Origin of the sequence: Amycolatopsis samaneae (assembly GCF_039541975.1) — a bacterium.
GTDB classification, from domain to species: domain Bacteria; phylum Actinomycetota; class Actinomycetes; order Mycobacteriales; family Pseudonocardiaceae; genus Amycolatopsis; species Amycolatopsis samaneae.
In genome coordinates this window covers 120,642-134,126 of the sequence record NZ_BAABHG010000014.1, presented here as the reverse complement: position 1 = coordinate 134,126, position 13,485 = coordinate 120,642, and the positions used below count along the sequence as shown (strand labels likewise).

At 71.4% G+C, this 13,485-nt stretch carries 12 protein-coding genes; 9 read left to right on the top strand and 3 right to left on the bottom strand.

All coding sequences use genetic code 11. The features are described 5' to 3' along the window. Positions 1-2 precede the first annotated feature (2 nt). Entirely contained in the window at positions 3-965 is a 963-nt protein-coding gene (locus ABD987_RS32515; RefSeq protein WP_345402840.1) for a tetratricopeptide repeat protein, read from the top strand. Positions 966-1,197: 232 nt separating this feature from the next. Here ABD987_RS32515 and ABD987_RS32510 read toward each other — a convergent pair whose 3' ends face one another. Beyond that, entirely contained in the window at positions 1,198-1,920 is a 723-nt protein-coding gene (locus ABD987_RS32510) for a helix-turn-helix domain-containing protein (RefSeq protein ID WP_345402837.1), read from the bottom strand. Between the two features lie 449 nt (positions 1,921-2,369). Between ABD987_RS32510 and ABD987_RS32505 the strand changes: the two genes are divergently transcribed. From ABD987_RS32505 to ABD987_RS32470, 8 genes are read left to right on the top strand one after another with little or no spacing between them, the layout of a single operon-like run. Then, positions 2,370-4,220, top strand: coding sequence for an adenosylcobalamin-dependent ribonucleoside-diphosphate reductase (locus ABD987_RS32505; RefSeq protein ID WP_345402835.1), 1,851 nt, complete (start codon positions 2,370-2,372; stop codon positions 4,218-4,220). A gap of 10 nt (positions 4,221-4,230) precedes the next feature. Continuing rightward, positions 4,231-4,893: a class I SAM-dependent methyltransferase gene (locus ABD987_RS32500; RefSeq protein ID WP_345402833.1), complete on the top strand. Its 663-nt coding sequence runs from the start codon at positions 4,231-4,233 to the stop codon at positions 4,891-4,893. Between the two features lie 30 nt (positions 4,894-4,923). Further along, a complete protein-coding gene (locus ABD987_RS32495) occupies positions 4,924-6,084 on the top strand; it encodes an MFS transporter (protein WP_345402830.1) in 1,161 nt (386 codons plus the stop codon). After that, a complete protein-coding gene (locus ABD987_RS32490) occupies positions 6,077-6,871 on the top strand; it encodes an HAD family hydrolase (protein WP_345402828.1) in 795 nt (264 codons plus the stop codon). The genes ABD987_RS32495 and ABD987_RS32490 overlap by 8 nt, the downstream gene beginning before the upstream one ends. 53 nt (positions 6,872-6,924) lie before the next feature. Further along, positions 6,925-7,782: an LLM class flavin-dependent oxidoreductase gene (locus ABD987_RS32485; protein WP_345402825.1), complete on the top strand. Its 858-nt coding sequence runs from the start codon at positions 6,925-6,927 to the stop codon at positions 7,780-7,782. Between the two features lie 13 nt (positions 7,783-7,795). Further along, positions 7,796-8,497 (top strand): metal-dependent hydrolase, encoded by a 702-nt coding sequence (locus tag ABD987_RS32480; RefSeq protein ID WP_345402822.1) that lies wholly within the window; start codon positions 7,796-7,798, stop codon positions 8,495-8,497. A gap of 9 nt (positions 8,498-8,506) precedes the next feature. Beyond that, complete coding sequence (locus ABD987_RS32475) at positions 8,507-9,574, top strand: DegT/DnrJ/EryC1/StrS family aminotransferase (protein ID WP_345402820.1); 1,068 nt, start codon at positions 8,507-8,509, stop codon at positions 9,572-9,574. An 8-nt stretch (positions 9,575-9,582) separates the two neighbouring features. After that, entirely contained in the window at positions 9,583-10,521 is a 939-nt protein-coding gene (locus ABD987_RS32470; protein ID WP_345402818.1) for an acetamidase/formamidase family protein, read from the top strand. Between the two features lie 70 nt (positions 10,522-10,591). On the opposite strand, the gene ABD987_RS32465 is transcribed toward ABD987_RS32470, so the two are convergent. Together ABD987_RS32465 and ABD987_RS32460 are read right to left on the bottom strand one after the other, a co-directional pair. Then, positions 10,592-12,439 (bottom strand): Xaa-Pro dipeptidyl-peptidase, encoded by a 1,848-nt coding sequence (locus tag ABD987_RS32465; protein WP_345402815.1) that lies wholly within the window; start codon positions 12,437-12,439, stop codon positions 10,592-10,594. A 210-nt stretch (positions 12,440-12,649) separates the two neighbouring features. After that, positions 12,650-13,423, bottom strand: coding sequence for a S1 family peptidase (locus tag ABD987_RS32460; RefSeq protein ID WP_345402812.1), 774 nt, complete (start codon positions 13,421-13,423; stop codon positions 12,650-12,652). Positions 13,424-13,485: the final 62 nt, after the last annotated feature.

The following is a 13,485-nucleotide window of genomic DNA, read 5'->3' as shown; positions in this document are numbered from 1 at the left end:
TCATGAACGCACCGGCCACCGAGCTGGAACTGGGCGTGCTGCGGCACCTGAACGGCGACCTCACCGGTGCCGAGGAGCTGTACCGCGCCGCGCTGGAGCGCGAGCCGGAGAACCCGGTCGTCCTCAACAACCTCGGCTTCGCACTCGCCCAGTCGGGACGTCTCGCCGAGGCGGTGACCTGGTACGAACGCGCACTGACTCTCGACGCGGATCGCCCGGTCGCCCGGCTCAACCTCGGTAACGCCCGCGCCGCGCTCGGCGACGTCGACGGCGGCATCGAGGAGGTGCGGCGTGCCACCGAGCTGGCACCGGACGACGTGACCGCCTTCGACAACCTCGGCCAGCTCCTGCTGCTGCGGGGCAGGCTGCCCGAGGCGGAGGCCGCCTGGACCGAGGCCGTGCGGCTGGACCCGGCCGACCCCCGGCCCCGGACGGCGCTGGCCACGGTGATCGCGGCCGGCGGCAGGCTGGGGGAGGCCGCGGCGATCCTCCACGAGGCGCTGGCGCTGGACGAGGAGTACGCCCCGGCGTGGGCGCAGCTCGGCGCGATCCTGGTGGTCCGCGGGGATCTCGCGTCCGGCTGTGGCGCGCTGACCCGCGCGAAGACGCTGTCTCCCGAGGACACCGCGACCCGCGCGCACCTCGCCGTCGCCCTGATGTCCTTGGGCCGCAACGATGACGCCGCCGCGGAGCTCACCGAGCTGCTCCGGCTCGATCCCGCCGCGGCGGGCGCCCGTGTCGACCTCGCCGTGCTGCACCTGGCCGCCGGACGTCCGGCCGCGGCACTGACCCAGCTCGACCGGGCGCTGGAGATCGCGCCGGACGACGGCCGCGCGGTTCTGCACCGGGGCCTGGCTCTCGGTGAACTCGGGCGCACCGGCGAGGCCGAGGACGTGCTGCGGGAACTCGCCGCCTCCGAAGGGGAATACGCCACCCGCGCCGCCGAGCTGGTCAAGGCGGCGTGATGGCGCCAGGACGGGACAGCCTGTCCCGTCCTGGCGCTTACGTGGACCGCCGCCGGGGCTGGGTCCCCGGCGGCAGCCATCTCCACCCCCGGGTCTTCGCGGCCGAAACACGCCACTTCTGGTGGGCGCGGCCCTGGCCATCGTCACGCGCGCGGGGTCCCCGTGTCGTGTGGTGGTTCGCTGAGCGGACCACGGACGCGGTCCGCGCTCGTCCGGGCGGCGACCGGCGGGGTCAGTGCTGCGCCGCCTGGATGATCGCGGTGGTCCTCGCTAGGACGGTGGCCAGCGACGGCAGCGGATAGGCGGGGTCCACCACCGCGCAGAGCGCCGCGACGGGTGTGTCGGAGGGGCCGATGACGGGCAGCGCCGCGCAGCACACGCCATGGGCGATTTCCTCCCGGTCGAGCACCACGTCCGCTTCGCCGGGCACGGGGCCGCCGTCGGCGGCGCTCGTGGCGAGCGGACCGAACAGCGCCTGGCCCACGGCGGTGTCGTGGGGGTAGGCCATGCCGGGTGTCACCGACACCCGTTTGGCCGCCGCCCTGCCCCAAACCCCGCCCACCGACACCGCGCGGCCACGGGACACGACCGCCAGGCCGACGGTGGCCCCGGTCGCCCTGGCCATCCCCGCCATCGGGCCGAACGCCAGCCGGAGCGCGGCCGGGCGCGGGCGCCACGCCCGGCCCCACATCGGCACGCACAGGCCGACCCGGTAGCGCCCGGCCGACTTCTCCACCACGCCGTGCGCGGTCAGCTGCTCCAGCAGCCGGTACGCCGTCGCCTTGGGCAGATCGGCCGCCACCGAAAGGTGGGTCAGCCCCGCCTCGCCCGCGTCACACAACGCGTCCAGCAGGGCGAACGCCCCGTCGAGAACACCGCGCCCGGTGTCGGGACCCGGTGCCGGCCCCGTGCCGCCCGGTCTCGCCCCGACCGGGATTCCTCGCTGGTAGCCCATTTTCCCTCCCGCCTGAGAACTCCACCGGCGATCCACCCGCCCGGATCGATCGCGGACAATCCAGCCTGCTCAACGCCGAGCCGTCCTCGCCAGGGCTGAAAGCACGAACTGTCGGTCCGGCTCGGGCACGATCCGCCGTATCCTCGCCGCCGGAAAAGCAGCGGCCGGTTTCGGGATTTCGCCGACCTGTTCGAGTCCGGCCCGTCCAGGTCCGACTCGGGCCGAGGTCCTCAGCGCTTTCCACGCCGGACGTCGCATTCCGGCATTTCGCTTCTACGGGAGAATTGTTTGCCGCCAAAAAAAGGGGAAAAGATGGGCGCTTTCACGTCCTTCGCACAACTCCATTGTGGACATTGTGCTGACTTGGCGGTGGCAGGTCTCGCAGCCTTGTGTTGATCTCGCGGCGCGTGTTTTACTGCTTGCTGTCGCAGCATGGGGGAGGTTGACAAATGCCCGTTCAGGCTGACTCTCTGTTCGGTCGGGCGCTGTCCAGCCTGTCGTCGACCCGCACCGAGCGGGTCGGTTTCTCCGACAACGCGCTCATGTTGCTGCGCGAGCGTTACCTCGCGTGCGGTCCCGGCGGAGAGGTCGCCGAGACGCCCGAGGAGTTCTTGCGCCGGGTGGCGGTCGAACTCGCCAAGGTGGAGGACGGCTCCGCCGCCGAGCGCTGGGCGGAGGCGTTCTACGAGATCATGGCCCGGCTGGAGTTCCACCCGGGCAGCAGAACGCTGGCCAACGCCGGCACGGCACGGCCGCAACTGGCGAACTGCTTCGTCTTCCCCCTCGAGGATTCGCAGGAAAGCATTCTGCGCACCTTTTCCGAGTCGTCCACCGTCAAGGGGATGGGCGGCGGCTGCGGGTTCAACTACTCCCGGATCCGACCCCGCGGCGACGACGTGCGCGGCGCTCCCGGGCTGGCCGCCGGACCGGTGGCGTTCCTGAAGATGTTCGACGACGCCACCAAACTGTTCCGGCAGCGCGGGCACTACGAGAGCGGCAACATGGCCGTGCTCAACGTCGATCATCCCGACGCGCTGGACTTCATCGCCGCCAAACGGGTGGACGGCGCGCTGAGCATGACCAACATCTCGCTCGGTGTGCCGGACGCTTTCATGCGGGCGGTGGAGTCGGACACGGACTGGGCGCTGGTCAACCCGCGCACCCGGAGCGTGGTGCGCACGGTCCCCGCGCGCGAGGTTTTCGCCGCGGCCTGCGCGATGGCCAGGGACACCGGCGACCCCGGGCTGATCTTCCTCGACCACATGAACCGCGAGAACCCGCTGCGGGACGACCTGGGGGACATCGTCGCGACCAACCCGTGCGGCGAGATCGGTCTGTATCCGTACGAGGCGTGCAACCTCGGGTACGTGAACCTGCCCCGCCTGCTCGCGCCGGACGCGCGGCACCGCGCGCCGTTCCTGTTCGACGAGGAGCGCCTGCGGACCGCGGTGGCCGTCGGCGTCCGCATGATCGACAACGCGATCAGCCTGTCCTGGTTCCCCATCCCCAGCATCCGCCGCACCGTGGCCGAGAACCGGCGGGTCGGGCTCGGCGTCACCGGGTGGGCGGAGTGCCTCGCGACGGCGCGAATCCCCTACGACTCCGAGGAAGCACTCGAGTGTGCCGAGCGGCTCGCCGCGCTGCTGCGGGACGCGGCGGAGCAGGCGTCCTTCGCGCTCGCCGTCGAACGCGGCCCGTTCCCGAACGTGAACCGGTCGCGCTGGCGTGACGCCGACCGGAAGCCGCGCAACGTGGCCGTGCTCGCGCTGCCGCCCAGCGGCAACAACGCCGTCATCTTCGACACCAGTTTCAGCATCGAGCCCTTCTTCGGGATGACGTACACGCAGCGGGTGCTCGGCGGCCGGTCGATGTCGTCGGTCAACCGTCTTCTGCTCGACGCGATCTCCGGCTCGCCGCGGTCCGAGCAGGAGCTGCTCGCGCGGATCGCGGCGAACGGCGGCAGCGTGCGCGGCGTCGACGGCGTGCCCGAGGAGGTGCAGCGGATCTTCGGGACCGCGCATGACATAGCGCCGGAGTTCCACGTCCGGATGCAGGCGGCGTTCCAGCGGCACGTGGACAACGCCGTCACCAAGACCGCCAACCTGCCCTCCGCCGCCACCCCCGACGACGTCGCCGCCGTGTACCTGCAGGCGTGGCGGCTGGGCTGCAAGGGGATCACCGTCTACCGCGACCGGTCCCGGTCCGAGCAGGCGATCGAGTGGACCCGCGCTCCGCTGGAGACCGGGCCGGACCAGCGGTCCTGCGACGTCCAGGAGGGGACGTGCACCGCCTGCGAGTGAGCGAGGTCCGATGAGCCGGGAGCTGTGGGAGCGCGAGTACCTCGAACACGCGATCTCTTCGTCCACCAACGTCCGGCCGTCGCACGGCGCCACGTTCGTCGAGCGCCACCTGGCGACGATCGCCGCGGTGGACGGGCCGCCGAGGCTGCTGGACCTCGGGTGCGGCGGCGGTCGCAACGTGCCCGTGCTGGAGAAGACCGGATTCGACTTCCACGGCATGGACTACGCGCACCGGCCGCTCGTCAGGGCGGGCCGGTTCGCCACCCGCCTGGTGCAGGCGTCGATGACCGCGCCGCTGCCGTTCGGCTCCGGCGTGTTCAGCGCGGTCACCGCGTTCACCAGCGTGGAGAACCTTCGGCGCGACGAGGATCTGCGCGTGCTGGCGGGGGAGGTGCGCCGGGTCCTGTGCCGGGGCGGGCTGTGGCTCGTCTACTTCATGACCCCCGAGGACACCTACTACCGCCCGCTCATCGAACCCGGCTTCGGAGACCGGTCGCTGACCCACGATCCGGTCACCGGGCTGCGGCAGCGCGTCTACCGCGTGGCGGAGCTGTGCGACCTGTTCGGCCCGTCGCTGCGCCTGCTCGACACCGAGGAGTTCGCTTTCACCGACGTCCGCTCGGCCGGGACCTACGAGCGCAGGCTCGCCGCGGGGCTGTGGCGACGTGACTGACGCCCCGCACCGGTTCGAGGCGACCGGCGGATGACCCGTCCCGGCCCCCGCACACTGCCGTTCTGGCCGCCCGCGACGATCGCGCTGGCACAGATCGGCGCCGGCCTGCCATCGCCGGCCTACGCCCACTACCGGGCCCGGCTGGGCCTCGTCGACGGCGAGGTCACCGCGTTGTTCGCGATCCTCGTTTCCCTCGTGATGGCGAGTCTCTGGTGGTCGCGTTCGGCGGCCGCCGGTCGGCGACGGGGGGAACTGCTCATGGCCGCCCTCGGCGCCGCAGCGGCCGGGGACGTGCTGTTCGTCCTCGCCGGTTCCTACCTCGAGATCGCGGTCGCGAGTGCCCTGGAGGGGGTGGCGGTGGGGCTGGCCTGCGGGTTGGCGCCGGCGGCGACGGTCGCGGCCCTGCCGGACGCGGAGCGGGCGGGCAGGTGGGTCACAGTGGCCAACGCGGCGGGGATGGCGGCCGGCCCGGTGCTCGCCGGTCTCGGCAACGAGTTCCTGCCGTTGCCATACGCGCTGGTGTACCTGGTGCACGCGCTGGCCTGCCTGGTGGCGGCGGTGCCGCTGGTCAGGGCCGCACCGGGGACGGCTCCGCCCGTCACCACCACCGTGGCGCCGGGCGGGACCCTCACCAGGACGAGGCTGCGCACGACTCTGGCGACCGGGTACCTGTCCTTCTGCGTGGGCGGGTTGTTCGTGTCGCTGACCGCGGTGCTCGTGAAGGACGTACTGCTGCTCGATTCCGCCGTCGCCGCCGGCGCGCTGATCGCCGCGTTCTTCACCGCCAACGGGCTCGCCGGCGGTCTGCTCGCCCGGCACCCCCGGAAGGCACGGCGGAGCGGTACCGCGTTGTTCGTCACCGGGCTCGTGCTGGCCGCCGTCGCCCTGTACAGCGGGAACCTGGCACTCCTGGCGTCGGCGTCCGTCGGCGCGGGCGCCGGCCAGGGGGCGCTCGTCGGTGGGTCGGTGGCCGTCGCCGCCCGGGCCGACAGCGAGCGGGGCGGCAACGACGCGGTCGCCCTGTTCTTCTTCTGGAGTTACGGTGGCACCGCCTCGGCGGCACTCGTCGTCGGCTGGCTGTCCGGGTTCACCGGCCCACGGGCCGCCTTCCTGGCGATGCTGGGGATCGCCGTCGCCGGGCTGGTGTGCGTCGCGCTCGTCAGCGAGGAAAAGGGGAAGGCGTATGCGTGAGCGGTGGTCCGGTCCTCCCCGGATGCTGGTTCTCGACGTCGACGGCACTCTGCTGGGGCCCGGGCGCGAGATCACCGCGCGGGTCCGGGCGTCGCTGACGCGTGCGCACGAGGCGGGCTGCCGGGTGGTGCTCGCCACCGGCCGCGCACCCTTCGAGGTCGCGATCCTGTTCGCGGAGACCGGTCTGCCCGAGACCACCGCGGTGTGCAGCAACGGCGCCGTGGTCGCCGCCATGCCCGACGGCGAGATCCTGAGCTCCCACACGTTCAACGCGCGGCCCGTCCTGCGCGCGCTGCTGCGGCGGGTGCCCACGGCGCGGGTCGCCGTCGAGGTCCCGGACGTCGGCTACTTCGTGACCCAGGAGTTCCCGCGCGACGAGATGCTCGGCAGCCAAACCGTCTGCGACCTGGAAACGGTGCTCGCGGAACCGGTGACCCGGGTGGTCGTCCGCGATCCGAACGGGAGCGCGGCCGACTTCCACGCCCTCACCAAGAGCTTCCGCATCCGGGGGGCCAGCTACGCGGTCGGGTTCCTGGCGTGGCTCGACCTCGGCCCGCGCGGCGTGTCCAAGGCGTCCACCCTTGCCCGCGTCGCCGCGTCCGCGGGTGTCGACCCGGCCGAGGTGCTGGCGATCGGCGACGGGCACAACGACCTGGAGATGCTGGCGTGGGCCGGGCGCGGAGTCGCCATGGGACACGCGCCGCGGGAAGTCCAGGAGATCGCCGACGCCGTCACGGGTTCGTTCGCGCAGGACGGAGTCGCCGAAGAGGTGGAGAAATGGTTCTGAGCACAGGGAACCCACGCGGGGACGAGCGTGGGGCGGAAGCAGGGGAGGGCGCCATGCACTTCGGTATCTCCGTGCCGACGCACGGCGACTACGCGGACGCCCGCGTGCTGGCGGAGATGGCGCGGGAAGCGGAAGACGCCGGCTGGGAAGGGTTTTTCGTCTGGGACCACCTCAACGACGTCGACGGGCCGCTGGCCGATCCATGGGTGGCGCTGTCGGCGATCGCGATGCGCACGCGGCGCATCCGCCTGGGGCCCATGCTCACCCCGTTGCCGCGCAGACGTCCGTGGAAGGTCGCGCGCGAGACGGCCACCCTCGACCGCCTGTCGGACGGCAGGCTCGTGCTCGGCGTCGGCCTCGGGTACCCGCGAGACGAGGAGTTCGAAGCCTTCGGCGAGGACGGCGACGAGCGGGTGCGGGCGGGCAAGCTCGACGAGAGCCTGGACATCCTGCGAGGCTTGTGGACCGGCGAACCGTTCGAGTACTCGGGCGAACACTTCACCGTGCGGCCGACGACGTTCCTGCCCCGCCCGGTCCAGGAGCCGGGCATCCCGGTCTGGGTCGGCGGCTACTGGCCGAACAGGGCGCCGTTCCGGCGTGCGGCTCGCTGGGACGGCGTGTATCCCGGACGGCTGACCAAGGAGCGCCGGGCGAAGTGGACGCCGCGGCTGTGGCCGCTGGAGGACGTGCGGGAGATGGTGGCCTACGTCGCCGCCCACCGGGTCCGGCCCGAACCGGCGGACGTGGTGATCGGCGGGTACACCGCGGGCACCGACCGGAACGCGGACGCGGACGTCACGGCGCCCTACGCGGAAGCGGGCGTCACCTGGTGGGTGGAGAACCTGCATTCCTTCCGAGGGTCCTTCGAGGACATGCGCGCGCGGCTGCGGCTCGGCCCGCCGGTGCGGTGAACGGGGAACGGCGATGAAACTCCACGAGCGAATCGGCTTCACCTGGATCGGCCACGGCACCTGGTCGGTGCGCACCGTGGCGGGCAGGCACCTGCTCATGGACGCCTACGTGGCGTCGAACCCGGTCGCGCCGGAGCGGGTCAAGGATCTCGGCGACGTCGACGTCGTCATCCTCACCCACGGGCACATCGACCACGTCGCCGACGTCGTCGGCATCGCGCGGGACAAGGCCCCGACCGTCCTCTGCACGATGGAGCTGGGCAAGTGGCTCGTCCGGCAGGGCGTCGCGGAGGACACCGTGATCGGGTTCAACAAGGGCGGCACGGTCGAGGCGCACGGACTGACGTTCACCATGGTCCACGCGGAACACTCGTCGTCCACTCCGGACGGTGCGTACGCCGGCGCGCCGGTGGGGTACGTCATCACGTTCGAGGACGGGTTCCGGATCTACTTCTCCGGCGACACCGACGTGTTCGGGGACATGGCGCTGATCCGCGAGCTCGAGCACCCGGACGCGGCGTTCCTGCCCATCGGCGACTTCTACACGATGGGACCTCGGCGCGCCGCCAAGGCCGTGGAACTGCTCGGGGTGAAGCAGGTGGTCGCGATGCACTACGGCACGCGGTCGGTCCACGTGGGACGGCCGGAGCACCTCGCCGCGCTGGTACCGCCCGACGTCACGGTCATCCACACGACACCAGGAGAAACCATCTAGGGGGAAGCCATGAATTCACGCACCTGGGCGCGGGCAGAAGCGGCGGTCATCGCGGAGGCGAGCGAGCCGGTGCTCGAACACGGTTGTTACGTGCTCGGCCGCGAGGTGGCGATGCTCGAAGACCGGCTCGCCGGCTACCTCGGTACCCGGCACGCGGTCGGGTGCAACTCGGGGTTCGGCGCGCACCTGCTGTCGTTGCTGGCACTGGACATCGGCGTCGGTTCGAACGTGCTGGTCAGCCCGTTCTCGCCGCCGAGCTTCGCGGGCGCGGTGGTGCGGCGCAACGCCCGCCTGCACTTCGCGGACGTGGACGAGGACGACTTCCACGTCTCCGCGTCCGCGATCGGCGACCACGTCGACGGCATGCAGCTGCTCGTCGTCCACCACCTGTTCGGCGGCGCCGCCGACATGCCGGTGATCCGCGCCGCGGCCGGTGACGTGCCGATCATCGAGGTGCTGACGTATTCGTTCGGCACCGAGGTCGAACCGGGCCGCCGCGCGGGCACCTACGGCACGGTGACGACCGCGTGCCTGCGGGAGGAGACGACCCTCGGGGCCTACGGCGACGCGGGCATGATCTGGACCGACGACCCGGCGGTGGCCGAGCGGCTGCGGCTGATCCGCAAGGAGGACGAGTACCACGAGGTCTACCAGGGGATCACCGCGGGCAACTTCCACATGGACACCCTGCACGCCGCCATCTTGCTGCGCAAACTGGACCGCTGGGCGGAAACCGCGCGCCTGCGCCGCGAACGCGCCCGGCTGATCCAGCGCGCAGTATCCACTGTGGACGGTCTGAAGGTGCCCGGTGCCACGCAGGACGCGGCGACGCGGTTCGTCATCCTCGCCGAGGACCGGGAGGGGTTGAGCCGCTACCTTCGCGAGTACGGCATCCAAGCGGAGCCGTGGTGGCCGGTGCCGCTGCACCTGCAGCCGGGTTTCGCCGGGCTCGGTTTCGCGAAGGGCGACTTCCCGAACGCCGAGTCCGTGGCCGCGCGCAGCCTGTACCTGAGGCTCCCCGACGAGAAGTCCGTGCTGGACCGCGTCCCGGAACTGCTGTCGAACTTCAGCGCCTAGGAGCGCGGATGAGCGTCCACACTCTCGAACCGTCCCCGGACACCGTGCACGGCTGCTTCGACAACACGCTGCCCCCGGTCCTCACCGTCGACTCCGGCGACACGATCCGGTGCGCGACCATGGACGGCAGCTGGGGCGAGGCGGGGGCGCGCCTGTTCGGGCTGCCGCCGGGCGCGGCGAAACGAGGCGCGGACGACGGCCACCCGCTGCTGGGGCCCGTCTTCGTCCGGGACGCGCGCCCCGGCGACGTGCTCGAGGTGACCGTCGTGTCGGTCCGCCCCGGCAGCTGGGGGTGGACCGCCGCGGGACCGAGGGAAGGTCGGCTGCGCCGCGGCGTCAGCGGGGACGAGGAGATCCTGGTCGGCTGGCATCTCGACGTGGCGCGCGGGCAGGCACACGACGCGAACGGTCTGGGCGTCACCGTGCCGCTCGCGCCGTTTCTGGGCGTGATCGGCACCGCGCCCGCCGCCCCTGGCCGGCACGCCACCCGGTATCCCCGCCGGGTCGGCGGCAATCTCGACTGCCGCGAGCTGGTCGCGGGCAGCACACTCCTGTTGCCGGTCGAGGTGGCGGGCGCTCTCCTGTCCGTCGGGGACGGACACGCGGCGCAGGGCGACGGGGAACTCTCGTCCACCGCGCTCGAATGCCCGATGGCGGAGGTCGAGCTGACCGTCCGCGTCCGCGAAGGCCTCGAGCTGGCCGGCCCGCAGGCCCGCACCCCGGCCGGTCGGGTGGTGCTGGGACTGGGCGCGGACCTCGACGAGGCGACCGAGATGGCGGTGGAGGGAGCGCTGGCGTATCTGCGGGCGGAACTGGGCCTGGACCGTTCGGCGGCGGTCGCGGTGGCCAGCCTGGTCGTGAACCTGCGGATCACCCAGATCGCCAACGGCACGGTCGGGGTCCACGCCTTGATCACCCACGAGGCGCTCACCACGCTGCGCGGCTGACGCACCTCTGCCGCTGGTCCCGGGCCCGCGGGGAGGCGTGGTCGCGCATCCCTCCCCGCGGCGCGGTGGGTCAGCCGGTGGTACGGAGGGCGCCGGACAGCGCGGCCGGCCCGCCGACCACGGGCAGGGTGAGTTTGCCGGCGCCGAGGGTGACCAGCACGGTGGCCTCCGCGGGGTCGGTGGCGATGTACGATTTGTCGTTGCCCACCAGCACCACCCCGATCCGGTGCCCGGCGGGGAACACATAGTCCTTCGGATGGGTCTCCCAGTTGACCTGGTACTGCAGCCCGGGTTGCAACGGCTTGTCCTCGGTCAGCCCGTCCCGGTTCTTGGTGTCGATCGAGCCACGGGTGACCACGGCGTAGGGCTTGTCGTCCTGCAGCATCGTCGCGGGTTTCGCGCAGCCGGTGCGGTCGGCGATGTCGGTCAGTGTGCACGAACTGGTGTGTAACTCGGCCTCGGTCTTGTCCTGGGGGATCAGGCGGGGGCCGGGGCCGTAGTCGATCAGCAGCGCGGTCAGCGGTGTGCTCGTCCGGTCGGCGGCCATCTCCACCTGGAGCGAAGGGGTGCCGGAGATCCGCGTCTGCCGCTTCAGGGGCTGGGTGGCGAAGGCCAGCCGGTGGGGCCGTTCGAGGTCCGGCTCGGCGACCATCATGTCCTCGCTTTGCTCCAGGTCGTCGGCGAACCGCCGGATCGAGTGGTTACCGGGCTGGTTCGGGGTGAGGGTGCCGAGCGGCCCCAGCCACAGCGCGGACGGCGCGGCGTCCGGGGCAGGCCAGTTGGCGTGGGTCTCCCAGCGGCCGTCCGGCCGCTGCAGGTCGACCATGGGCTCTCTCATGATGCCGTTGTCGATGCCCTGCAACCAGTAGTCCATCCAGGCACCGATCTGCCGCTGCCATTCCTCGGGCCGCACCGCGATCGGGTCGGTGTGCGCCTCGCGGTGCAGCCACAGCTTGCGCGGCACGTTCTGTTCGGCGAGCGCGGCCCACCAGCGGGAGAAGTTGGCCGGCTTGACGTTCCAGTCCTCCTGGCCGTGCACGACGAACACCGAAGCCCGCACCTTCTTCGCGGTGGTGCGGTAGTTGCGCACGTCGTAGAACGGGGTGTAGGTGTAGGTGCCGTCCGCGGCCAGGTCTCCCAGGCGTGCCAACGCCTCCCGGCAGATCGCCCGCTGCCGCGTGCTGGCGACCGCTTGGGCGAGTAACTCCGGGTACCGCTGGCTCCAGATACTCGGGTAGCCGATGCCCTGGTCCCGGGTGTAGTCGTACCAGCTCGAGATCGCGGCGATCGGCACGATCGTGGTGAGGCCCTCGACCCCGGCGGCGGCCGCGGCGTTGGGGAGGGTGCCGTTGTAGGAGACCCCGCTCATCCCCACCTTGCCCGTGCTCCAGCCCGCGGTGACCGCACCGCCGTCCGCGCGGAACCCGCGCGCGCGGCCGTTCAGCCAGTCGATCGCGGCCTGCACGCTGCGGGTGTCCTCCGGTCCACCGGTCGTGGGGCAGCCGGTGGAGCGGGAGGTGCCCTGCATCTCCACCTCGACGACGGCGTAGCCACGGGGCACGAAGTAGTCGTCGTACCAGTCGCCGAAGCCCTTCGGTCGCGTCCCGGCGCCCGCGAGGGATCCGGGACCCCCGTAGTACGGGCTCGCCTCCATCACGGTGGGTACCTTCAGGCCTTTCTCGGTTTCGGCCGGGCGGATGACGTCCAGGGCGATAAGGTCCTTTTTCCCGTCCCCGTCGGAGTCCATGTCGGCCTCCACGAAAACGGACTCGACAATCGCGTTGGCCCGGGAGAAGACCGGCTGCGTCGCCCCGTCGCGCACCTCGATGCCCGGCTGCCTGGCCTGTGCCTGAGGCGAACCCGCCAGGGAAAACCCGATCATGACCGCCGTCGCCAAGACGACGATTCGTCTGTGCATGAATGGCCACCAATCACGAAAGGTCAATGAAGCCAAACCTTGCCGGTGCCATTTTTTCATCGGATTCGGGTGCGGGGTAGGTGCGAAGGACTGATTCGCGCGTGGTGCGGACGACGTCGCCGACATCCGGCCACCCGCCACGGCCGCGCCCCTCGCGGCGCATGAGCGCCCGCGTTCACCGCGGACGCTCATGCCGGAACCGTCAGGAGGTTATGACGTCGCTTCCCACGCGGTCACCGCACCGCCGGTGACCCGGTCGATCCAGGCCCGATAACCGGGAACACTGTTGTAGATGCCGGGACCATCGAGGCAGTTGCTGCTGTTGTTGCCGGATCGGCTGGTGGCGCCGGTCAGCTCACCGCCCAAAATGGACGGTCCGCCGGAGTCGCCGTAGCACGCACTGGTTCCGGGCGCGCCCTGGAAGCAGATCTCCTTGCCTCTCTTGAAGTCGGCGGTGCACCGCGAGTCCGCGACGGTGGTGGTGTCCACCTCCCGGAGTTGCGGCGAAGTACCGCCGCAACCGGGGGGACCGCACGTCTGCCCGTGGCCGATCAGCTTGTTGACGGTGCCGACTGCCGGGCTACCGGCCGCGATCTTGATGGGCTTGGCGGTGGCGGCCTTCGACAGCTTTACCACGGCGATGTCGTTCTCTCCGAGGATCGCGCCGGCGGCGGTGACGAGTTCGCCGCCGAAGCCGGTGTTGACGGCACCGATCCGGGCGGAGAAACCACCGCCGGTGGAGCCTTGGACGCAGTGCTTGGCGGTGACGAGCCATTGTGGAGCGATGAGCGATGCCCCGCAGAAATGACGACCCCTGCGTTGCAGCGACGCGAAAAACGAGTAGGGAGTGGTGACGACCTTGCCGCCGATGATGAAGGGTTCGGCCTCCGGCCCGGCTTGTGGCCCGGCCATTGACGCGGGTCCGACCAGGAACGACCCGGCGACGACGGCGGCGATGATCATCGAGATACGGCGAATCCACATGGTGTTTCGACCTCCTGCAGAGCATGGGAGTCCAGCAGGGGACGGGCTTCTGTAGTGTCGTA